Raw genomic sequence first — 21,890 nt, forward strand, 5'->3', positions numbered from 1 at the left:
CCTCCCCCGCGCACCGAGCCGCCGGGCGCCCCGCAGCCCCGTCCCCGAAGGAAGCACGACCGTGACCGAGTACGCCGCAGAACCCCCGTACGGCGAGGAGCAGGCCGCCGAGCCGCGCTCCACGGCGGCAGCGCCTGTCACCCCGGCCGACGCCGCCGACGCGGCCCGGCTCGTCGCCTTCGGCCTCCAGCCCAAGCTCCAGGCCGCCCGCGACGGCGAGTACACCGCGCTGCTGCGCCGCTACCGCGAGGACCCCGCCTTCGCGCGCCTCGCCGACGCCGTCGCCACCGGGCTCGGCCTCGTCGTCCTCGAAGTCTCCGAGCGCGCCGGGATGGCCACCGCCGCGGCCGAGGACTCCGTCTTCGCCGTCCGCATGGGCGAGTACGCGCGCCGCGCCTCCACCGACACCGCCGACCGCTTCCTCCACGGCCTCGCCCACCTCAGCGTCGCCGCACTCGCCTTCCCCCGGCCCGAGGACCTCGCCGACGACGGCTACATCGGACGCATCAGCGTCAACGGCGTCGACGCCTTCGTCCGCCAGGCCTGCCGCCGCATCGAGGAACGCGCCGAACTCGCGGGCGAGAACACCGACCCCGCCACCGAGGCGCCGGGCCTCGAAGCCGCCTGGCGGGTCTGGGCGCGGCGCAGCGCCACGGGCGCCACCAAGGACGCCCGCCGCCTCGCGGGGTCCACGACCGGCATCGTCGCCAAAGCGGTCGGCTTCCTCACCGACTCCGGCTTCCTCCACCGCACCGGGGACGACGGCGGCGGCACCTACCGCACCACGCCGCGCTACCAGCTCCAGGTGCGCGACCTCGCGGGCGGCGCCGCGATGGCCGAACTCCTCGAACTCGGCGTCGTACCCGTCGGCGACGGCAGCCCGAGCCTCCTCCCCGCCGAGAACACGGACGACCTCGACCTCGTCGCGGACGCGGGACTCCCCTTCCACGGGTGACGTGCCGCCCCGCGTCGCGGCGGCGGCCCGGCCACCGCCGCCGGGCGGCCGCCCACTCCGCCACGTCACGCCGTCCGCCGACCGGGTTGTTCATGACCGCCCGATCCCGGCCGATACTTCCCTTGTCGCCACTCCACCGCTGCCGAAAGTCCGCACCATGTACGAGCTGTCCCGGGTCCGCCTCTACTCGATCGGCCCCGCCGGGGCCCGGTACGCCGACACCGTGCTCGATCTGCGCTCGGTCGGCGCCCCGGTCCCCGAACCCGCACCGGCCCAGGCGGAGTTCTTCGCGGACGAACCGAGCGGACCGCCCCGCAGGCCCGCCCCCGCCGGGGTCCTCTTCCTGGAGAACGGCGGCGGCAAGTCCGTCCTGCTCAAGCTGATCTTCTCGGTCATGCTCCCCGGTCACCGCAACACGCTCGGCGGCGCCAGCTCCGGCGTGCTCCGCAAGTTCCTGCTCGCCGAGGACTGCGGCCACGTCGTCCTGGAGTGGCAGCACACGCGGACCGGTGAGTGCGTCGTCGTCGGCAAGGTCAGCGAGTGGCGCGGCCGCCAGGTCTCCAACGACCCCCGCAAGTTCGCCGAGGCGTGGTACTCCTTCCGGCCGGGCCCGGGACTCAGCCTCGACTCGCTGCCCGTCGCGGAGTCCAACGCCGTCCGCCCGATCGCGGAGGGCATCTCCGCCGCGCGCGGTCGCCGCCGCACCATGAAGGGCTTCAGGGACGCGCTCGTCGAGGCCGGGAAGTTCTACACCCACCTCGACGTGCACTGGGAGGAGACCCACGAGCGCTGGACCGAACACCTCGGAGAACTCGGCCTCGATCCCGAACTGTTCCGCTACCAGCGCGAGATGAACGCCGACGAGGGCGAGGCCGCGGGACTCTTCGCCGTCAAGAAGGACTCCGACTTCACCGACCTCCTCCTGCGCGCCGTCACCGACACCCGCGACACGGACGGACTCGCGGACCTCGTCCACAACTTCGGCGGCAAGCTCGGCCGCCGCTCCGAACTCCTCGCCGAACGCGACTTCACCGCGGGCTCCGTCGACCTCCTCGGCCGCATCGTCGACGCCACCGCGCACCGCGAACGCGCCCGCGACATCCACGGCGCCGCCGCCCGCCGCGCCCGCGCGCTCGGCCGCCGCCTCGCGGCGCGCGCCGCCGGCGAACGCACCCGCTCCGCAGAGCTGTCGGACCGGCTCGACGCCGCCGCCGAAGCCGTCACCGAGGCGGGCACCGCCCGCGACCGCGCCGCCCTCGTCGCCGCCGAACTCGCCTACCGGCACGCCTCGCTCGCCCTCGCCGCCGGGGAGAAGGCCGCCACGGCACAGCGCCGCGAACTCACCGAGGCTCGCACCCTGCACTCCGCGTGGCAGGCCGCCGAGACCGTGCTGCGCGCCCGCGCCGCCGCCGACCGCTCGGCGCGCGTCGCCACCGCCATCCGCGAGGCGGAGCGCGACGCCGCCCCCGCCCTCGCCGCCCGCGCGGCCGCCGCCGCCGACCTCGTCCGCGCCCTCCAGGACGCCGCCGAACGCGCCGAGAACCACGCGGCCGAGGAGGAGGAGCGCTCCGCGCACCTCCAGTCGGCGGGTGAGAGCGCCCACCGCGACGCCACCTCGGCGGCCACCGACGCCCAACGCGCCCGCAGCGACGCCGGGCACCTGCGCCAGCGCCTCGCCGAGGTCGAGCAGGAGACGGAGGAGGCCGTACGGGCCGGCTGGCTCGACGGCTCCTCGCCCGACGCCGACCCGGCCCGCGCCGCGCTCGCCGCGAGCGACGCCGAGAAGGAGGCCACCGCCGCCTGGGCCGAGGCCCGCCGGCGCGCGGCCCGCGCGTCCGACGAGGCCGCCGAAGCGGCCCGTACCGCCTCCCAGGCCGAACTCACCGCCGCCCGCGCCTCCGACGCGGCCCGCGCCGCCGAACTCGCCCACCAGGCCGAGTACGCCACCGCCGCGCGCCTCGCCCACGAGGACCGCCTCGCCGCCCTGCTCGGACTCCCCACCACGAGCGGCACCGCGGTGCCCCAGCAGCGCGGCCCCGGCAGCGGCACGGGCGCGGACGACGGGACAGGCGCCGACCCCCTCGCGGACGCCGGGCACAGCACCCCCGCCGGTCTCGACGCCGAGACCCTCGACCAGAGCGCGGAGGCCCTGCGCACCCTCCTCGACGACGCCGTCACCGAGGCCGAACGCCGCCTCTTCGCCCTGCGCACGGCCGCCCAGGACGACGCCCGCATCCTTGGCGCCCTCGGCGACGGCGGCCTCCTGCCCCCGGGCCCCGACGTCCTCGCCACCGTCGAATACCTCGGCGAACAGGGCATCCCCGCGCTGCCCGGCTGGCGCTACCTCGCCCAGTCCGTCGACCCCGCCGAGCACAACCGCGTCCTCGCGGCCCGCCCCGAACTCGTCGACGGCGTCGTCATCACCGACCCCGCCACCCACCGCCGCGCCCGCGAAGTCCTCGCCCGGGCCGCCCTGCTGCCCCGCTCCACCGTCGCCGTCGGCACCACCTCGGCCCTCCTCGCCCCCGCCCCGGAGAACGCGGACGCGGAGGAGTCCGTCTTCCTCGTCCCGCCGAACCCGGCGATGCACGACGAACACGCGGCCGACGAGGAGCGGCAGCAACTGCGGGCCCGCGCCACCGCCCGCGAGGAGGAGATCCGCACCCTCGCGGCCCGCCTCGGCAAGGACCGCGAACTCGGCGCCCGGCTCGGCTCCTGGCGCTCCGGCTGCCCCGCGGGACGGCTCACCGAACTCGGTACGGCGGCGGCGGAAGCCCGTACGGCTGCGGCCGAGGCCGCCGCGGTGCTCGAAGAAGCCCGCGCCCGCCGGGCCGAGACCGAGGAGACGGCGAGCGCCGCCGCCGTCGCCCGCGAGGAACGCGGCGAGGCCGCACAGCGCGCCCGCCGCACCGCCGACGCCCTCGCCGGCCTCGCTCACCGCCTGCGCGAACGCGGCCGCTGGACCAGCCGCCTGCGCGAACTGGCCGAAGAGGCCACCGAGTCCGAGGCCCGCGCCCAGACCTGCCTCGAACGCGCCCGCGCCGCCGACGAGGACCGCCGCGCCGCGCAGCGCGCCGCCGACGACGCCCGCCGCACGGCCCGCGCCCTGCGCGCCGAACGCGCCGAGATCGCCGGCGCGCCCGAAGAACTGCCCGCGCCCTCCGACGAGGCCCGCAGCGCCGCCCTGCCCACCCTGCGCGAGGCCTACCGCGCCGCATCGCAGCTCTACGAGAAGGTCGGCGTCGGCGCCGACCTCCGCGCCGAACAGGCCCGCGCCGAGAGCGAGGAGACCTCCGCCCTCGCCGAACTCGAACGCCTCAGCAACAAGGTCCGCACCCGCGCCTCCGGCCTCCTCGAAGGCCCCGACGGCGCCGACGGCCCCTCACGGCAGGCCGCCGCCGGGCGCGCCGAGGAACTCGTGCAGATGCTGGAGGCCCGCGCCAACGCCGCGAGCGAACAGCTCGGCCGGCTGCGCGGCGAGGCCGAACGCCTCGCGCCCGAGGAGGGCGAGGCCCACACCGCGCTCCCCGAAGACCTCGTCCCCGCCGACGCCGAGCAGGCCCAGACCCTCCTGCGCACCGCGAGCACCGAACTCGCCGCCCGCACCGAGGCCCTGGAAGCCGCCCGCGCGACCCACACCGCCCTCGGCCACGACCACCGCGCGGCGGAGGAGGCGGCAGCGGGATTCGAGGAGACCACGACGCTCCTGCGCGACCTGCTCCGCGACAACCTCGCCCGCGAGACCACCGAACCCGAGCCCGGCACCCCGGCCCCCGAAGAGCCCGAGCCCTTCGCGGGGACGCTCACGGAGGCCCGCGGCGCCACCGCCGAGGCCCGCCGCTCACTGCGCGGCTGCGCCGCCGACCTGACGGCGGCCGAGACCGCCGTCCGCGAGGCGAGCGACATCCTCGTACGGCACGCCAACTCCACGCGCTACGAGCAGGTACGCACCCCCGCGCGCCAGCAGATCCGGGAACTGCCCGCCGCCGCGCTGCCCGAGCACGCCGCCCGCTGGGCCGAGGCGTTCGCGCCGCGCCTGCGGGTGCTCACCGACGAGCTGGAACAGCTCGAACGCAACCGCGACTCGATCGTCGACCGCCTGCGCGGCCTCGTGGAGTCCTCGCTCGCCACCCTCCGCGCCGCCCAGCGCCTCTCCCGCCTCCCCGAAGGGCTGGGGGAGTGGTCCGGGCAGGAGTTCCTGCGCATCCGCTTCGAGGAACCCGACCACGCGAGCCTCACCGAACGGCTCGGCGAGGTCATCGACGAGGCCACCCGCGCCGCCGTCCGCAAGAACGCCGACCTGCGCCGCGACGGCATGAGCCTGCTCCTGCGCGGCGTACAGGCGGCCCTCCAGCCGCGCGGCATCGCCGTCGAGATCCTCAAACCGGACGCGGTGCTGCGCGCCGAACGCGTCCCCGTGGGGCAGATGGGCGACGTCTTCTCGGGCGGTCAGCTGCTCACCGCGGCGATCGCGCTGTACTGCACGATGGCGGCGCTGCGCTCCAACGACCGGGGCCACGACAGGCGCCGCCACGCGGGCACGCTCTTCCTGGACAACCCGATCGGTCGCGCCAACGCCACGTACCTCCTGGAACTCCAGCGGGCCGTGGCCGACGCGCTCGGCGTCCAGCTCCTCTACACGACCGGGCTGTTCGACACGACGGCGCTCTCCGAGTTCCCGCTCGTCATCCGGCTGCGCAACGACGCGGACCTGCGGGCCGGGCTGAAGTACATCAGCGTCGAGGAGCACCTGCGCCCCGGGCTGCCGAAGGAACCGGACGCCGAGGGCGTGCACGCGCAGATCCAGGCCACGCGCTTCTTCGAGCGCCCGCAGGAACCGCAGGAACCCGCCGCGCCCCAGGCCCCCGCCGGGCACGCCGGATCTCAGGCCGCCGCCGCGTCCGTCCCGCGCCCGGCCGCCCCGGAGGCGGAACGCGGGGAGCGGCCCGTGTCCTGAGCGGGGACGCCGGGCCGGGCTGGCGGCGCGGTCGCGGTACGGGGGGTGGGGGCCTCGGTGACGGAGCGCCGCTCCGCCCGTGCCGCGAGCTTCGCCGCCTTCAGCGCCTGGCGCCGCTCCCTGCGCAACTGCCGCGCGGTGCTGCCCGGCTGGGACACGACTCCGTTGCGCTGCACCCACACCTGCCGGGTGACCCACACGTCGAGGACGCCCCACGTCGCCACCACCGTGCTCGCCACACTGCTCAGCACCATCGGGAAGGCGAGCCAGGAACCCGCGAGCGTGCACAGGAAGGCGGTCACCGCCTGGCACAGCGTCAGCGCCACGATGATGACGGCCCGGACCGCCGAGGTGCGCACCGCGTCCGGCAGCCGACGCCGTACCGCGGGCTCCTCCCTCCACAAGGAGTCCCGGCGCACCGCCTCACGCCGCCGCCGGGCGAATTCCGCGTCCTGTGCCGCCTCCTCGCCGTACTCCTCGATGCTCCACTGCGGCAGCGGGGTCTCCCAGGCGGCCGGCTCCCCGGCGGCGGCGCGTTCCGCCGTCCGCCTCTCGTCCTCGGTACCGCGCTCCACGATGCTCATCACGCAGCCAACTCCCCACCACTCGCCGAACGGACCACCACCCGGGGGACACGAGCGGCTCTCCTTCTCGCTGCCCGCCCCACGCCGCTTTAGTCGGCCCCGTGCGGCCGCACACGCGCGCGGGACCGCGGACCCGGCCCGCTTCCCACCCGTACAGACGAAGAAGCACCCACGAGGGTTTCCTCCCCTCGCCCCCGATTGACCCCTGATCCGCCGGAATTCACCGGCCCGTCCCACGATGCCCCCGCGCGTACCGTCCGCGCCGCTCCCGCTCCCGGGGGTGAAACCCGCCCCGTACCCGCTCAACAAGAAAACTATCCGGACATGTCTTCGAGTTGTAGCTGAGGCAGTAGTAGAGTCACGCCGATTCACGAGGCACGCGCACGCCCCCGCGGGGGCCGCCCGTGGACGCTCGCGCTCACCGGCGCGGACGGCCCCGGGAGCAGTGGGCGCCGACCCGTCCACCGGCGGTGGACGAAGAGCTTCGGGATCGGCCGACGGGGACACCACAGGGGGACGACACCATGCGCTTTCGCGGGAAATCGATCCGCCGGAAGATCGTGGCCCTGCTGCTCGTACCCCTCCTCTCGCTCGGCGTGGTCTGGGCCTACGCGACCGTCATCAGCGGGCAGGAGGCGTACCAGGTCCTCGGCGTGAGCCAGCTCATCGACCGGGCGGGCCAGCCCGTCAAGGAAGCGACCCGCGCCCTCCAGCAGGAGCGCACCCGCACCCTCGTCTACCTCGCCGACCCGCGTGGCTCCGACGTCTTCTCGGCGATGCGCCGCAGCTACTCCGCCACCGACGAAGCGGCCGGGAAAGTCCGCGACGTCGCCCGCGACAACGGCCTCCGCAACCGCATGAACGCCACCTCGCGCCGCGAACTCGACGCCGTCGTCGACTCCTTCACCGATCTGACGGCCCTGCGCCGCAGCGCCGAGGACAACCGCCTCTCGCGCACCTCCGCCCTCAAGCTCTACTCCGACCTCGTCGACCCCTGCTTCGGCTTCCTCACCGACCTGCGCTCCGTGAAGGACGTCGCGCTCGACAAGCGGGGCCGCGGCGTCGTCGGCGTCGACCGCGCCCGCGAACTCCTCACCCAGGAGGACGCCGTGGTGAGCGCCGCCCTCACCGGGCACCGCCTCGGCCGCGACGAGATCCAGAAGGTCTCCGACCTCATCGCCCAGCGCGAACTGCTCTACGACACCAACCTCGCCCTGCTGCCCGCCGACGAGCGCAAGGACTTCGAGCAGTACTGGAAGAAGCAGAGCACCTCCGTCCTCACCGACGCCGAGTACGGCGTCAGCCAGTCGACACCGAGCGCCGTCGCCGTCGTCGACGCCGCCACCTGGACCAAGGCGGCGAAGAACGTCCTCGCCGACCTCGCCTCCCGCGACGACGAGATGGAGACCGCCTACCGCGACGCCGTGACCCCGTACGCGCACGGCGTCCTGCTCCGCACCGGCGTCGCGGGCTTCCTCGGCCTCGTCGCGCTGCTCCTCTCCCTCTACCTCTCGGTCCGCATCGGCCGCTCCCTCGTCCGCGATCTCTCCGGACTGCGCCGCCGCGCCAACGAGACCGCCGGGGTCCGCCTGCCCGAGGTCATGCGCAGGCTCGCGGCGGGGGAGGAGATCGACATCGAGACCGAGGCACCGCGCCTCGCCCACGAACGTGACGAGATGGGACAGGTCGCCCTGGCGCTGGAGACCCTCCAGCGCGCCGCCGTCGAGGCCGCCGTGCGCCAGGCCGATATGCGCAAGGGCGTCTCCGAGGTCTTCGTCAACCTCGCCCGCCGCAGCCAGGTCCTGCTCCACAAGCAGCTCACCCTGCTCGACACGATGGAACGCCGCACCGAGGACACCGACGAACTCGCCGACCTCTTCCGCCTCGACCACCTCACGACCCGCATGCGCCGCCACGCCGAGGGCCTCGTCATCCTCTCCGGCGCCGCCCCGGCCCGCCAGTGGCGCCGCCCCGTGCCGCTCATGGACGTCGTGCGCGCCGCGGTCTCCGAGGTGGAGGACTACGAACGCGTCGAGGTGCGCCGGCTGCCCCGCGTCGCCGTCACGGGCGCGGCCGTCGGCGACCTCACCCACCTGCTCGCCGAACTCATGGAGAACGCCGCCGTGTTCTCGCCGCCGCACACCGCCGTGCAGGTGCTCGGCGAACGCGTCGGCCAGGGTTTCCTCCTGGAGATCCACGACCGCGGCCTCGGCATGACCAAGGAGGCGCTTCTCGCGGCGAACCAACGCCTCGCCGAGACGCCCGAGTTCGAGCTCTCCGATACCGACAGGCTCGGTCTCTTCGTCGTGAGCCGCATCGCCCGCCGCCAGGGCGTCAAGGTCTCGCTCCAGCCCTCCCCGTACGGCGGCACGACCGCCGTCGTCGTCCTGCCGGAGAAGGTCCTCACCGACGTGCCGGGGACCGACGGCACGGGTTTCCCCGCCGTCTCCCCGGACGGGCCCGTCGAGTTGGAGGCCCCCGTCGCGGCGCCCGGGCGTACGGCGGTACGGGAGCCGGTGCCCGCGGGCGCCGACGAGGGCCCGCGCGGCCCGCTCACCCAGCTCGGCGCGCTGCCCCGCCGCCCGGTCCCCAAGCTCGTCACCTCGCACGGCCGCCCGGTCGGCGACCACGCGCGGGACGAAGACCCCGAACCCGACGCCGAGCACAGCCGCCCCGCCCCGGCCCCGGGCCCGCTCCCGGCCCGCCGCCCCCGCACGCGGACCGGCGAGCGGGCCGATGGCACCTCCGGCGACAGGCAGGGCGCGAGGACGGCACCGGTGAGCTCGGCCGAGTCCACGAGCGTGGAGGCACAGGACGTACCGAACGCGCCGGACGCGTCCAGTACGCCGGCCACCTCTGGCACGCCCGACACGGCCGGTACATCTGTTACGTCCGGTACAGCCGCTACGTCCCGCCCGGATGAGGGCGGTGCGGGTAGGGGGGCGCGGTCAGCCCCCGCCGCGGGCCCCACGGGCCTGCCCCGTCGCGTACGCCAGGCAAGCCTCGCCCGTCAGTTGCGCGAGCAGCCCGGGCCGAGCGCACCCACCGGGCCCGAACCGGAGCGGGACGCGGACGCCGTACGGACCCGGATGGCCTCGCTCCAGCGCGGCTGGCGCCGGGGCCGCGAGGAAGAAGCCGCGGCGGACGAGCGACCCGGCTGGGCCGCCCGCGCCACCGAGGACGAGGACGGACCGGAAGCCACCGGGCCCGCCCCGCACAGCACAGCGCAAGGAAACACTCCGGAAAGGGACGGTCGATGACTGCGCCAAGGACCGCCGCGTCAACTCCGGGAGCCCCCGGCGGCACCCACGAACTCAACTGGCTGCTCGACGACCTCGTCGCCCGGGTCGCCAGCATCCGCAAGGCGATCATCCTCTCCAGCGACGGCCTGCCCACCGGGATGTCCGAGGACATCAGCCGCGAGGACAGCGAACACCTCGCGGCGGTCGCCTCCGGCTTCCACAGCCTCGCGAAGGGCGTCGGACGCCACTTCGACGCCGGCAGCGTCCGGCAGACACTCGTCGAACTCGACGACGCCTTCCTCTTCGTCTCGGCGGCGGGCGACGGAAGCTGCCTCGCGGTCCTCGCCGGACCCGACGCGGACATCGGCCAGATCGCCTACGAGATGACACTCCTCGTCAAGCGGGTCGGCGTCCACCTCGGCCAGGCCCCCCGCACCGACATCTCCGCCGGGGGATAGAGGCAGGCCATGATGAGCGACGCCGGTCACGAGACAGCCCGCTGGTACGACGACGAGGCAGGACCCGTCGTACGCCCGTACGCCATGACCCGGGGCCGCACGAGCGCCACCGGCGGCCACCGGCTCGACCTCATCGCCCTCGTCTCCGCCGTTCCGCCCCCCGGTGCCCCCGGTCCGGGCGGACCGGCCGGGACGGGGGCACCCGCCGAAACACGCGGAAGGGCGGCGGAGACCGGCAAGCAGGCCGGTACGGCCGCGGACGAGGTGACGAGTGGCGCGGGTACGGGGGGCGCGGGTACCGGTGGCGCGCGCACGGACGAGCCCGCGGCGCCCGCCGCCCCGCCCTGGCTCCTTCCGCCCGAGCAGGACGCCCTGCTGACCCCCGAACACGTCGAGATCCTCGCCCTGTGCGGCGGCGCCCCGCAGTCCGTCGCCGAGATCGCCGCGGGACTGGACCTCGCCATCGGCGTCGTGCGCGTCCTCGTCAGCGACCTCGCCGAAGCCGAACTCGTCACGATCACCCGCCCCGTACCCCCCGCCGAACTCCCCGACGAGAGCGTGCTGCGGGACGTCATCGAAGGACTGCGCGCCCTGTGAGGGAGCGGCGCCCCACCGCCGCCTCGCGCACCCCCTGTCCACACCGAACCCCCACGCCCGCCACCCGGCGGGGCCGCAGGAGAAGAGACCGAATGAACGCCCTCAGTGGCCGGCCCGACCGGCCGCTCACCCTCAAACTCCTGGTCGCCGGGGGCTTCGGGGTCGGCAAGACGACCCTCGTCGGTGCGGTCAGCGAGATCAGGCCGCTGCGCACCGAGGAGGTCCTCACCGAGGCATCCCGCCCGGTGGACGACATGCGCGGGGTCGAGCAGAAGCGCACCACCACGGTCGCGATGGACTTCGGCCGCATCACGCTGCGCGAGGAACTCGTCCTCTACCTCTTCGGGACCCCGGGCCAGGACCGCTTCTGGTTCCTCTGGGACGAACTCGCCCAGGGCGCGCTCGGCGCCGTCGTCCTCGTCGACACCCGCCGGCTCGCGGACTCCTTCGCCGCCATCGACTACTTCGAGCGGCGCGGCATCCCCTTCGTCGTCGCCGTCAACCGCTTCGACGGAGCCGAGGACCACCCGCTCGCCGAGATCCGCGCCGCTCTCGATCTCGACCCGCACGTCCCCCTCGTGCCCTGCGACGCCCGCGCACGCGACTCCGTCAAGGCCGTCCTCATCGAGGTCGTCGAACACGCCCGTCGCCACGCCATGGCCGGGCGCGAGAGCCGGACCGCCCACTGATCCGCACCGGGCGAAACGAGCCAGGGACGTGCCGTGACAACCCTTCAGGAGCCGGTCGAACGGTGCTCCGCGAGCCACTTCCGCGCGATCTCGCCGAGTTCGGCGTCCCGCCCGGCGAGCATCATCCGGATCATCGCCGCATCGCCCCGCAGCGACCACGCCGGGTGGCCGAAGGTCGCCGGGTTGTTCCGCTCGATGAGGAAGTGCGCCGGCCAAGCGGTCCCGTAGCCGATCACGGGCAGCGCGGCGAGGTACTTGACCCGCCCCCGCGCCAGCCCGTACGCACTCACCGCGAGCCCCGTCAGCGTGCCCGTCAGGTGCACCCAGCGGGTCGCCGCCTTGGAGTGCATGGCCACGTAGTACGGCCAGAACTCCTCGTAGCTCCCGAACTCCTGTGCCTCGTCGCTCATACCGGGCACGGTAACGGCTCCCCGGGCCGTACGGAACGTCCCCGCTCGTATGCGATCCGCGGGCGCCCTCTGGGAATCCCGCGCCCCCACTGCTAAACCCGTACCCCATGAGACGACGCACCCCCACAGCGCTCCGCTCCCTCCGTTCCCTCCCCGCTCTCCTCCTCGCCGTCCTCCTCTCTCTCACCGTCACCACGCCCACCGCCCAGGCATCCCAGACCTCCCGCGCTCCCCACCGCGACCCCAAAGCCCCCGCCTCCTTCGTCGAACTCCGCGACATCGATTCCACGATCATCGAAGACATCCGCTACGCCACCCCGCACAACTTCACCGGCGTCCCCGTCACCGGCTACGCCCAGCCGCTGTGCCTCCTCACCCGCTCCACGGCCGAGGCGCTCCACCGCGCTCAGCGCCAACTCCTGCGCCGGGGCTACTCGCTGAAGGTGTACGACTGCTTTCGCCCCCAGCGCGCCGTCGACCACTTCGCCCGCTGGGCCGAGGACCTCTCGGACCAGCGCATGAAGGCGGAGTTCTACCCGCGCGTCGACAAGACCCGCCTCTTCGCCGACGGTTACATCGCGGAGAAGTCCGGCCACAGCCGCGGCTCGACCCTCGACCTCAGCTTCGTCCGCCTCCCCGCGCACCCCACCCGCCCCTACGTCCCCGGCGAGACGCTCACCTCCTGCTACGGCCCCAAGTCCGAGCGCTTCCCCGACATGGCCGTCGACACTGGCACCGGCTTCGACTGCTTCGACACCCTCGCGCACACTGACGACCCGCGAATCACCGGTATCCAGCGCGCCCACCGCGAGCTCCTCACCACCACCCTGGAGCACGAGGGCTTCACCAACCTCCCCGAGGAGTGGTGGCACTTCACCCACCAGCCCGAGCAGTACCCCGACACCTACTTCGACTTCCCCGTCTCCCGCCACTCCCTGACCTCCCGCCACTGACACCTCCTCATCTCGCTGGGCCCGCCGGACCCTCCCCCTGTCACCCTCACCCCAGAGATCGGATAAAGTCCGCGCGTGTCCCGGACCCACTCCCACCCCGACGGCTCCGCCGATGCCCCGGCCCCCGCCGGTCCGCGGCCCTACTCGCACTGTTCGAGCTGCGGAGCCCCCTACGCCGAGGCGCGCTCCTGGCCGCGCACCTGCGCCGTCTGCGGAGCCACCGCCTACGGCAACCCGCTGCCGGTCGCGGTCGCCCTCCAGCCCGTGTACGACCGCGCCGGCACCGGACTGGTCGTCATCACACGCGCCATCGAACCCGCCAAGGGCACGGTCGCCCTCCCCGGCGGCTTCGTCGACCACGGCGAGGACTGGCGCCACGCCGTCGTACGCGAACTCCGCGAGGAGACCGGCATCGACGCGGAGCCCCGGGACGTCCGCCTCGCCGACGCCCTCAGCTCCCCGGACGGCCACCTCCTCCTCTTCGGCGTCCTGCCGACCCGCCCCGCCGCCGAACTCCCCAGCTCCGTCCCCACCGACGAGACCGACGGCCGCCACATCCTGCGCGAACCGGCCCGCCTCGGCTTCCCGCTCCACACCGTCGCCGTCAGAGCCTGGTTCGAGGGCCGCTACCAGTAACGCCACCCGCTCACCCAGGCCGCGCGCTCACGCAGGCCACCCGTTCACGCAGGCCACCCGTTCACGCAGGCCACCCGTTCACGCAGTTCGCGCGCTCACCCAGGCCACCCGCTCACCCAGGCCCCACCGGCTCCGCGGCCCCCAAGCCCCGCACCCGCACCGGCCGCCCCGCACCCCCCACTCCGCCCGGCCTCACGCCCGGCCCGCCGCTCCGCTCCACGACCACCTCCCCGTTGACCCCCAGCCTGCTCGTGTACCGCTCCACGAGGGGAGGCGACCAGCCTCCGCCCTCGTCGGGGATGTACAACCCCGCCCCGGGCCCGCTCTCCGGCAGCGGTGCCCACACCTCAAGAACCGTCCCGCCCGCCTCCCGCACCGGGACCACCGCTCCCGCACGGACCAGGACCGGGACCCGGTCGAGCGGCGCCGCGACCTCGACAGTGCTCTCCCCCTCGTACACCACCTCCGTTGCCGTGTCGTACCACTGCCCCTTCGGCAGCCGTACCCGCCTGCTCCGCGCCCCCGGCTCGCACACCGGCGCCACCAGGAGCGACTCGCCCACCAGGAAGGCGTCACCCACCCCGCGCAGCGCCCGGTCCTCCGGCGTGAACCACCACACCGGGCGTACCCATGGACCACCCCACAAGCCCGCGTGCCGCGCCAGTGTCGTCCAATAAGGTCCCCACCGCTCGCGCCCGCCCGACGCGGACCCTCCCGCCCCCTCTCCTTCCTCCCAGCCACCCCACGGCAGCCATCGCGTCAACTGATCCCACCGCACCACCCACTCCGCCTCCGCGCCTTCGGCCGCCGCCCGCGCCTCGGACGCCCGCGCCTCGGACGCCCGCACCCTCGACGCCCGCGCCTCGGCCCGCCGCACCTCCCCTCCACGCGCACCCCGCGCACCGCCCTCCGCCCCTCGCGCTTCCGGACCGCAGAACGGCACCCCGCACAGCCCCAGCCCCAGCACCCGCCCCACCGTGCGCGGCAACTCCGCCCAGTCGCCCACCTCGGGACCTGGCAGGAGCACCCCGCCGTACCGCTGCTGCCCGGCCCACACACCCGCCGCCAGCTGCAAAGGCCGTTCGCCCGGAAAGGCCCCGCGCAATGAGTTGAACACAGCCCGGGCCCTGCACAGTTCCAGAACGCCATCCATTCCTTCGAACGAGTGAACGAAGCCGTGCCGTCCCTGACCGGCGAGCCCCACGTACCGTTCACCCTCCCGTGTCCGTACCCCCGAATCCGTCCACAACGGCACCTCGGGACCCGCGTCCCGGCCCGCGCCCCCGCCGAACCACCGATCCCACCCGGCCTCCCCGCCGAACCACCGAGCCCACCCCGCGTCCCCGCCGAACCACCGCCCCCGCCCCGCGGCCGGGAGCACCTCCACCGCACCGGGCCCGCCCCCGCCCCGTACCCGCACGATCTCCCGCCCACCGCCGCCGAGCGCGTCCCCCGGCGGCGGCACCGGAGCCCCCGTCAGCGACGCCCAGCCGTAGGCGAGCCGCTGGGGCGAGCCGACCACCACCCAGGAGCGCACCGGGCCACCGCTCATCCGCAGCTCCGCGACCCCCGCCCGGTCGTGCCCCGACCCCGCGCCCTCCCGGCCGGGCCGCAGCAGCCATTCCCCCGTCTCCTCCGCGTCGTGGAAGACGAGATGACACCCCGCGTCCGCCTGCACCACCTGCACCGGCATCCGCAGACCGGGCCGCACCCCGCCCACCGTGTACGCGCCCTCCACCAGGACCGCGCCGTCCCGCCCCGCGCCCAGGAACACGGCGTCGGCGGCCACCTCGGCGCGCGACACCCAGCGCCCCCCGCTCCGCACCGATCCCGCCGCCTCCCACCACCGCGGCGGCGACTGCCTGCGCAGCACCACACCACCGGGGGTCCGCACCTCCACGGTGCCGTCCCGCGCCACCGTCAGACCGAGCCGCTCCGAGACGAGCCGCACCCCTCCCTCGGTGTCCGGCTCCAGCACGACCCGCTCGTCCGGCGCCACCGCCTCCGTACCCGATACGGCGTACGACGGCATCGGCGCGGCACCGTCCCAGCCCAGGAAGAGCGCCCCGCGCACCGTCACCCGCACGTACAGCTCCGAGCGCGCGAACCGCACCAGGCCGCCACCCGGGGCGGGCTCCAGCGCCGTCAGCGCCCCCGGCACCCGCGCCCGCACCGGCGCCACGGCGCCCCCGCGCCACGCCACGCGCCCGGCCCGCACCCACCGCCGCGCGACCGCACGCGACACCGCGCCGGGCCGGCCGCCACCGGCGCCGTCTCCCCGCGTCGCCGTCAGCCAACGCACCAGGTCACGAGGGATCATGACGCAAGAGTGTCATCCACTCGGCCGACCGGTGACCTCGTTCGACGGCCGTTCACCCAGACGTCCTCCCCACGCCACCCACCGCTCGCCGAGCGCCCCGCAAACCCCGCGCGTCCACGCCCGGAGCCCCGCTCCCGACCGGCCGGCGAACCGGCCACGCGGAGCATTCGCCCCGCACCCGAGCACACCGGATCTCTCCTGTCCATGTCTGCCGACCCCCCTTCCCACCAGCCCCTCACCCCTCCCTCACCCTGGTGCCGACGCCGGGTCCGTGGCATCGTCCTTCGCAGCGCCCGGTCCGCAGGCCCGGCGGCAGTCCGCCGAGGCCAGTACCCGGGACCCTCACCGACCCTGCGCGGCACAGCCGCCGCGCAGCGCCCCTTGGAGCCGCCCCGTGAGCACCGCAGCCCAGCCGCCCCAGCCCCTGTGGAAACCAGGACAGGAGCGCGCGGCGAGCGCCGCCGTCACCCGGTTCCAGACCTGGGCGGCCGAGCACCACGGAGCCCCCGCCGAGGGCGGCTACCCGGCCTTGCACCGCTGGTCGGTCGAGCACCTCGACACCTTCTGGCAGGCCGTCGCCGAGTGGTTCGACGTCCGCTTCTCGACGCCGTACGAGGAAGTGCTCGCCGACCGCTCGATGCCCGGCGCCCGCTGGTTCACCGGCTCCCGCCTCAACTACGCGGAACACGCCCTGCGCACCGCCGAGGACCCCTTCCTCGCGGGCGAGGCCGCCCTCCTGCACGTCGACGAGACCCACGGCCCCGAACCGATGACCTGGGCCGAACTGCGCCGACAGGTCGGCTCCCTCGCCGCGGCGCTGCGCGCGCGAGGCGTCCGGCCGGGCGACCGGGTGAGCGGCTACCTGCCGAACGTCCCGCAGGCGATCGTCTCCGTCCTCGCCACCGCCGCCGTCGGCGCCGTCTGGACCTCCTGCGCCCCCGACTTCGGCGCCCGCAGCGTCCTCGACCGCTTCCGCCAGGTCGAACCCGTCGTCCTCATCGCCGTCGACGGCTACCGCTACGGAGGCAAGGAACACGACCGTACGGACGTGGTCGCCGAACTGCGCGCCGAACTCCCCACCGTCCGCACCTTCGTCCACGTCCCGCTCCTCGGCACCCCCGCCCCCGAGGGCGCCGAGACCTGGGCCGACGTCGTCGCGGGCGATGAGGCCCCCGTCTTCGAACAGGTGCCCTTCGACCACCCCCTGTGGGTCCTCTACTCCTCCGGCACCACGGGGCTGCCGAAGGCGATCGTGCAGTCCCAGGGCGGCATCCTCGTCGAACACCTCAAGCAGCTCGGGCTGCACTGCGACCTCAGCACCAGCGACCGCTTCTTCTGGTACACCTCCACCGGCTGGATGATGTGGAACTTCCTCGTCTCCGGCCTCCTGACCGGCTCGACCCTCGTCCTGTACGACGGCAGTCCGGGCTTCCCGGACACGGCCGCCCAGTGGCGCGTCGCCGAGACCACCGGCGCGACCCTCTTCGGGACCTCCGCGGCCTACGTGATGGCCTCGCGCAAGGCCGGCCTGCACCCCGCCCGCGACTTCGACCTCAGCCGCGTCCGCTGCGTCGCCACCACCGGTTCCCCCCTGCCCCCGGACGGCTTCCGCTGGCTCCACGACGAGGCGGGAGAGGACGTGTGGATCGCCTCCGTCAGCGGCGGCACCGACGTGTGCAGCTGCTTCGCCGGAGCCGTCCCCACCCTCCCCGTGCACATCGGGGAACTCCAGGCCCCCGCGCTCGGCGTCGACCTCCAGGCCTGGGGCCCCGAGGGCGAGCCGCTCGTCGACGAGGTCGGCGAACTCGTCGTCACCCGCCCCATGCCCTCCATGCCCATCCGCTTCTGGAACGACCCGGACGGCAGCCGGTACCACGACAGCTACTTCGACACCTACCCCGGCGTCTGGCGGCACGGCGACTGGATCACCCTGACCGGACACGGCTCCGTCATCATCCACGGCCGCTCGGACTCGACCCTCAACCGCGGCGGCGTCCGCATGGGCTCCGCGGACATCTACGAGGTCGTCGAACGCCTCCCGGAGATCCGCGAATCGCTCGTCATCGGCGTCGAACAGCCCGACGGCGGCTACTGGATGCCCCTCTTCGTCCAGCTCGCCGAGGGCGCCGTACTCGACGACGCCCTGCGCACCCGGCTCGCCACCGCACTGCGCACCGAGCTGTCCCCGCGCCACGTACCGGACGAGGTCATCGAGGTACGGGCGATCCCGCACACCCTCACCGGCAAGCGCCTGGAGGTCCCCGTCAAGCGACTGCTTCAGGGAACCCCTCTGGAGAAGGCAGTCAACCCCGGCTCTGTTGACGATCTGGAACTCCTGCGGGGCTACGAACGTTTGGGGCGGGCACACTCCTGAATCCCTCGCCGCCGCCCCGGACCCGTCCCGAGGCGGCGGCGTCGCGACGGTTGTCCGGGGGCGTTGTCAGTGCCGTCGCCTACGGTGTGCGATCAAGTGAGGACACTCCGTGAGGGAGTGCCTCGATGACGCCTCAGGAGGCCCCCATGGCCCGCCAGCACACCGCCCCCCGCCACGACCGCCGCGGCCTGCGGCTCGACCGCATCGACCGTGAGCTGATCGGCGCCCTCGCCCTCCTCGCGGAGGAAGAGGACTACCACCGCATGACCCGCTACGGCGCCCCCCGCTTCCGCGACCACGCGCAGTACCTCGACTCGGCCGACGCCGTCCTCAGATCCCGTACGACCGAGGGCCGCCGAACCCGTGTCGGTCTCCTCGACCCCGAGGAATACGTGGCCTTCTGCGCCGGCTCGGGACTCGACCCGGGCAGCGCGGAGAGCCGCCACCGCTTCACCGAACACCTCGTCGAGACCGGCGCGACCCTCCCGTACGAGGGCCGCCCCCTCGCCGACCTCCTGCCCGACCTAGCCCATCTCGCCCTGCGCCGGGCCACCTTCGCCTACGCGGGCGAACTCCTCGACGCCGCGGGACGCTGCGCGGACTGCGGCGAGAGCCTCGCGAGAGCCGCCTTCGACCGGGCCTCGGAACTGCTCACGGCGGCCTGCCACGCCCTCGGCGCGGGCCGCCACCACCTGGTGTGCAGTACCAGCACGGAAGCCGGCCCCCTGCTCGCCGAATTCGACATCGACACGAGCCCGGGCACCTGGCCGCACCCGGAGGAGTCGGCGGCCCTGGACCTCACCACCGTCCTCGCCGCCGCACTCGCGGCGGGCCTGCCCTGCGGACTCGTGGCCCGCACGAGCGGACCGGACACCTGCGACGCGGTGCGGGGCTGGCGCTTGCGCGAGCACACCCTGCGCCCCCTCACCGCCGCCGAGGTCTTCGACGCCTACTGCACGGACACGGAGACCGGCGAGCCCATCCCGCCGGAGCCGGGCGTCGACTACCGTGCGGCGCCCGTTCTGACGCCGCCCCGCACCCCCCATCACGAGCACGGCCAGGACGGGGAGGACGCGCAGGAGTAACCCGTCGGCCCGCAGCCGAAGTGAGCGAAGGCTCTCCGGCGGACGCCTACTCGCCGGAGAGCACGGCTCCCGCCGCCCGTCGCGCCTCCTCGGCCCCGTCCTCGGCCCGCGCCGCGCCCGCAGCCCGCTCGCACTGGGCGCGCGTGTACTTGGCGAGCGTGGAACGGACGTAGGGGAGCGCGGTGGGGCTCATCGACAAGGAGGTGACGCCGAGCCCTGTCAGCACACACGCGAGAAGCGGATCGGCCGCGGCCTCGCCGCACACCCCGCACGTCTTCCCCGCTTCGGCCGCCGCCCGGGCGGCGGAGGCGATCAGGTCGAGCAGCGCGGGCTGCCACGGGTCCTGCCAGCGGGCCACGGCGCCCACCTGCCGGTCCGCCGCGAAGGTGTACTGGGCGAGATCGTTGGTGCCGAGCGAGACGAACTCGACCTCTCGCAGGATCGCCCCGGTCCGCAGCGCCGCGGCGGGAATCTCCACCATGGCCCCGGACTTCGCGTGCAGCCCCGCCGCCCGGCACGCCTCGGCGAAGGCCCGCGCGTCCGCCCGGTCGGCCACCATCGGGGCCATGACCTCCAGGTGCACGGGGAGCCCGTCAGCCGCGCGCGCCAGCGCGGTCAGCTGGTCCCGCAGCACCTCGGGACGGTCGAGGAGCGCCCGCAGCCCCCGCACGCCCAGCGCGGGGTTGGGCTCTTCGGAGGGATGGAGGAACGCCAGCGGCTTGTCCGCCCCCGCGTCCAGGACCCGGACCACGACCCGCCGGTCGGGGAACGCCTCCAGTACGGAGCGGTAGACCTCCGTCTGCTGTTCCACGGAGGGCGCCCGCTCGCTGTCGTCGAGATAGAGGAACTCGGTACGGAACAGCCCCACCCCCTCCGCACCGGCCTCGATGGCGGCGGCGACGTCGGAGGGGCCCCCGATATTGGCGAGCAGCGGCACCCGGTGGCCGTCCGAGGTGACCCCGGGACCCGTGCTCGCCGCGAGGGCCGCCTTTCGCTCGGCGGCAAGGGCCTCCAACTCCTCGCGCTTGCGTGCCCCCGGGGACACGAACACCTCCCCGGCGCTTCCGTCCACGGCCACCGTGGTCCCTTCGGCGAGCTGCGTCGCACCGGGGAGCGCCACGACGGCCGGCACCCCGAGGGCGCGGGCGAGGATGGCGCTGTGGCTCGTGGGGCCGCCCTCCTCGGTGATGAAGCCGAGTACGAGGGTCGGGTCGAGCAGCGCCGTGTCGGCGGGCGCGAGGTCGCGCGCGACGAGCACGTACGGCTCGTCGCTGTCGGGAACACCGGGCATCGGCACACCGAGGAGCCGCGCCACGATGCGGTTGCGCACGTCGTCGAGGTCGGCGACGCGCCCGGCGAGGTATTCGCCGGCTCCGGCGAGCAGGGCGCGGTAGGAGGCGAAGGCATCGTAGACGGCGCGTTCCGCCGTGGAGCCGACGGCGATCCTCCGCTCGACATCGGCGAGGAGCTCGGGGTCCTGGGCCATGAGCGACTGGGCCTCCAGGACGTCCTGCGCCTCACCCCCGGCGAGGTGCCCGCGCGCGGTCAGGTCGGCTGCGACGGCGTCCATGGACTGCCGCGCCCGCCCCTGCTCGCGCTCGGCCTCCTCCTCGGGGATCTGTTTCGCCGGCGGTTCGAGTACCGCCGTGCCCATGTGCCGTACCGCGCCGATCGCCACCCCGTGGCTCACTCCGACGCCCCGCAGCCTCGTCTCCATGCTCACTGTCTCCGCTCGCTCGGGTTCCGTGCCCGTTCCCTGTCCGTACCGCCTCGCGGCCGTCACTCCCAGCCGAAGAGCGTGTCGCCGGGCTGTACGGCGTCGCTCTCCCGTACATCGGAGAGCGCGTCCATCGTCGCTTCAAGGGCGATGACGGGACAGACCGGGGACTTCCCCTTCGCTTCGACGGCCGAGGGGTCCCAGCGCACGAGCGCCTGCCCCCGCCGGACGGTGTCCCCCTTGCTGACGAGCAACTCGAAGCCTTCACCGTTGAGCTGCACGGTGTCGATGCCGAGGTGGGTCAGGACCCCGTGGCCCTGCTCGTCGACCACGACGTAGGCGTGCGGGTGGAGGGAGACGAGGACGCCGTCGACGGGGGCGACCGCCTCGATCGGCTTCCGCTCGGGGTCGACGGCCGTCCCCGGGCCGACCATGGCACCGGAGAAGACCGGATCGGGCACGTTCGCGAGTCCGATGGCGGTACCAGCAAGCGGTGAGGTCACGAGGGTCATGACTTGCCTCCCTGGGCGGCGAGGTCCTGGGCCGCCCCACTGGGCGGGAACGGCACGGAGATCGTCAGACTAAGTCACCTTCTGTGCTGTTTTGAGTGGGCCGTGCCGAGGGGTCTGTGTGAGGGCACCACGGAATCGATTTGCACCCGTAGGGAGCAGAGCTGTACAGTCGTCATCCTGCCTGGGACCGGGCACGCCTCGCGGGGCGGCAGTTCCAGGTAATCCGACGAAGTCGAATCCCTTTCTTTCCGGCGGGGAACCCTCATGTCCGAGGGCCCGGTCAGGAGAGAGAAAAGGACCTGATAGAGTCGGAGACGCCGAAAGGGAAACGGAAAGGCCGAAAGGCCGGGCCGGGAACCGGAAAGCACCGAGGAAATCGGGCCCGAGAGAGTCTGATAGAG

The 21,890-nt window shown here is 74.3% G+C and carries 15 protein-coding genes; 10 read left to right on the top strand and 5 right to left on the bottom strand.

Features of this window, described 5'->3' with window-relative positions; all coding sequences use genetic code 11:
* Window positions 1–61 precede the first annotated feature (61 nt).
* Together ACIP4O_RS22215 and ACIP4O_RS22220 are read left to right on the top strand one after the other, a co-directional pair.
* Window positions 62–955, top strand: coding sequence for a hypothetical protein (locus ACIP4O_RS22215; RefSeq protein WP_401576784.1), 894 nt, complete (start codon window positions 62–64; stop codon window positions 953–955).
* 157 nt (window positions 956–1,112) lie between these two features.
* Window positions 1,113–5,912, top strand: a complete 4,800-nt coding sequence (locus ACIP4O_RS22220; RefSeq protein ID WP_401576786.1) for a hypothetical protein — start codon at window positions 1,113–1,115, stop codon at window positions 5,910–5,912.
* On the opposite strand, the gene ACIP4O_RS22225 is transcribed toward ACIP4O_RS22220, so the two are convergent.
* Window positions 5,840–6,496 (bottom strand): hypothetical protein, encoded by a 657-nt coding sequence (locus ACIP4O_RS22225; protein ID WP_401576788.1) that lies wholly within the window; start codon window positions 6,494–6,496, stop codon window positions 5,840–5,842. The two genes, ACIP4O_RS22220 and ACIP4O_RS22225, sit on opposite strands and share 73 nt — an antisense overlap.
* Before the next feature lie 524 nt (window positions 6,497–7,020).
* Between ACIP4O_RS22225 and ACIP4O_RS22230 the strand changes: the two genes are divergently transcribed.
* From ACIP4O_RS22230 to ACIP4O_RS22245, 4 genes are all read left to right on the top strand, one after another.
* The gene (locus ACIP4O_RS22230; protein ID WP_401576790.1) at window positions 7,021–9,756 is read left to right on the top strand and encodes a nitrate- and nitrite sensing domain-containing protein; all 2,736 of its coding nucleotides are present in this window, start codon (window positions 7,021–7,023) and stop codon (window positions 9,754–9,756) included.
* On the top strand, window positions 9,753–10,196 hold the full coding sequence (locus tag ACIP4O_RS22235) for a roadblock/LC7 domain-containing protein (protein WP_010277239.1): 444 nt from the start codon (window positions 9,753–9,755) through the stop codon (window positions 10,194–10,196). The genes ACIP4O_RS22230 and ACIP4O_RS22235 overlap by 4 nt, the downstream gene beginning before the upstream one ends.
* A gap of 12 nt (window positions 10,197–10,208) precedes the next feature.
* Window positions 10,209–10,793, top strand: a complete 585-nt coding sequence (locus tag ACIP4O_RS22240) for a DUF742 domain-containing protein (RefSeq protein WP_401576836.1) — start codon at window positions 10,209–10,211, stop codon at window positions 10,791–10,793.
* Window positions 10,794–10,885: 92 nt separating this feature from the next.
* Window positions 10,886–11,482 carry a GTP-binding protein gene (locus ACIP4O_RS22245; RefSeq protein WP_401576792.1) on the top strand — a complete coding sequence of 199 codons (597 nt, stop codon included), beginning with the start codon at window positions 10,886–10,888 and terminating at the stop codon, window positions 11,480–11,482.
* Window positions 11,483–11,526: 44 nt separating this feature from the next.
* Here the strand turns inward: ACIP4O_RS22245 and ACIP4O_RS22250 are convergent, their stop codons facing one another.
* On the bottom strand, window positions 11,527–11,892 hold the full coding sequence (locus ACIP4O_RS22250; RefSeq protein WP_361334680.1) for a DUF962 domain-containing protein: 366 nt from the start codon (window positions 11,890–11,892) through the stop codon (window positions 11,527–11,529).
* A 107-nt stretch (window positions 11,893–11,999) separates the two neighbouring features.
* Between ACIP4O_RS22250 and ACIP4O_RS22255 the strand changes: the two genes are divergently transcribed.
* Together ACIP4O_RS22255 and ACIP4O_RS22260 are read left to right on the top strand one after the other, a co-directional pair.
* Window positions 12,000–12,845 carry a M15 family metallopeptidase gene (locus tag ACIP4O_RS22255; protein ID WP_401576795.1) on the top strand — a complete coding sequence of 282 codons (846 nt, stop codon included), beginning with the start codon at window positions 12,000–12,002 and terminating at the stop codon, window positions 12,843–12,845.
* A 75-nt stretch (window positions 12,846–12,920) separates the two neighbouring features.
* On the top strand, window positions 12,921–13,481 hold the full coding sequence (locus ACIP4O_RS22260; RefSeq protein ID WP_401576796.1) for an NUDIX domain-containing protein: 561 nt from the start codon (window positions 12,921–12,923) through the stop codon (window positions 13,479–13,481).
* 112 nt (window positions 13,482–13,593) lie between these two features.
* On the opposite strand, the gene ACIP4O_RS22265 is transcribed toward ACIP4O_RS22260, so the two are convergent.
* Window positions 13,594–15,801 carry a TIM-barrel domain-containing protein gene (locus tag ACIP4O_RS22265; RefSeq protein ID WP_401576798.1) on the bottom strand — a complete coding sequence of 736 codons (2,208 nt, stop codon included), beginning with the start codon at window positions 15,799–15,801 and terminating at the stop codon, window positions 13,594–13,596.
* Window positions 15,802–16,195: 394 nt separating this feature from the next.
* Between ACIP4O_RS22265 and ACIP4O_RS22270 the strand changes: the two genes are divergently transcribed.
* Together ACIP4O_RS22270 and ACIP4O_RS22275 are read left to right on the top strand one after the other, a co-directional pair.
* Window positions 16,196–18,175, top strand: coding sequence for an acetoacetate--CoA ligase (locus ACIP4O_RS22270; RefSeq protein WP_401576799.1), 1,980 nt, complete (start codon window positions 16,196–16,198; stop codon window positions 18,173–18,175).
* A 146-nt stretch (window positions 18,176–18,321) separates the two neighbouring features.
* Window positions 18,322–19,260 (top strand): hypothetical protein, encoded by a 939-nt coding sequence (locus ACIP4O_RS22275; protein WP_401576838.1) that lies wholly within the window; start codon window positions 18,322–18,324, stop codon window positions 19,258–19,260.
* Between the two features lie 46 nt (window positions 19,261–19,306).
* Here the strand turns inward: ACIP4O_RS22275 and ptsP are convergent, their stop codons facing one another.
* A complete protein-coding gene (ptsP, locus tag ACIP4O_RS22280) occupies window positions 19,307–20,977 on the bottom strand; it encodes a phosphoenolpyruvate--protein phosphotransferase (RefSeq protein WP_401576801.1) in 1,671 nt (556 codons plus the stop codon).
* A gap of 62 nt (window positions 20,978–21,039) precedes the next feature.
* Window positions 21,040–21,489 (bottom strand): PTS glucose transporter subunit IIA, encoded by a 450-nt coding sequence (locus tag ACIP4O_RS22285; RefSeq protein WP_361334663.1) that lies wholly within the window; start codon window positions 21,487–21,489, stop codon window positions 21,040–21,042.
* Window positions 21,490–21,890 lie beyond the last annotated feature (401 nt).

The organism is Streptomyces sp. NPDC088923, assembly GCF_044749745.1.
In the GTDB taxonomy this organism is placed as follows: Bacteria; Actinomycetota; Actinomycetes; order Streptomycetales; family Streptomycetaceae; genus Streptomyces.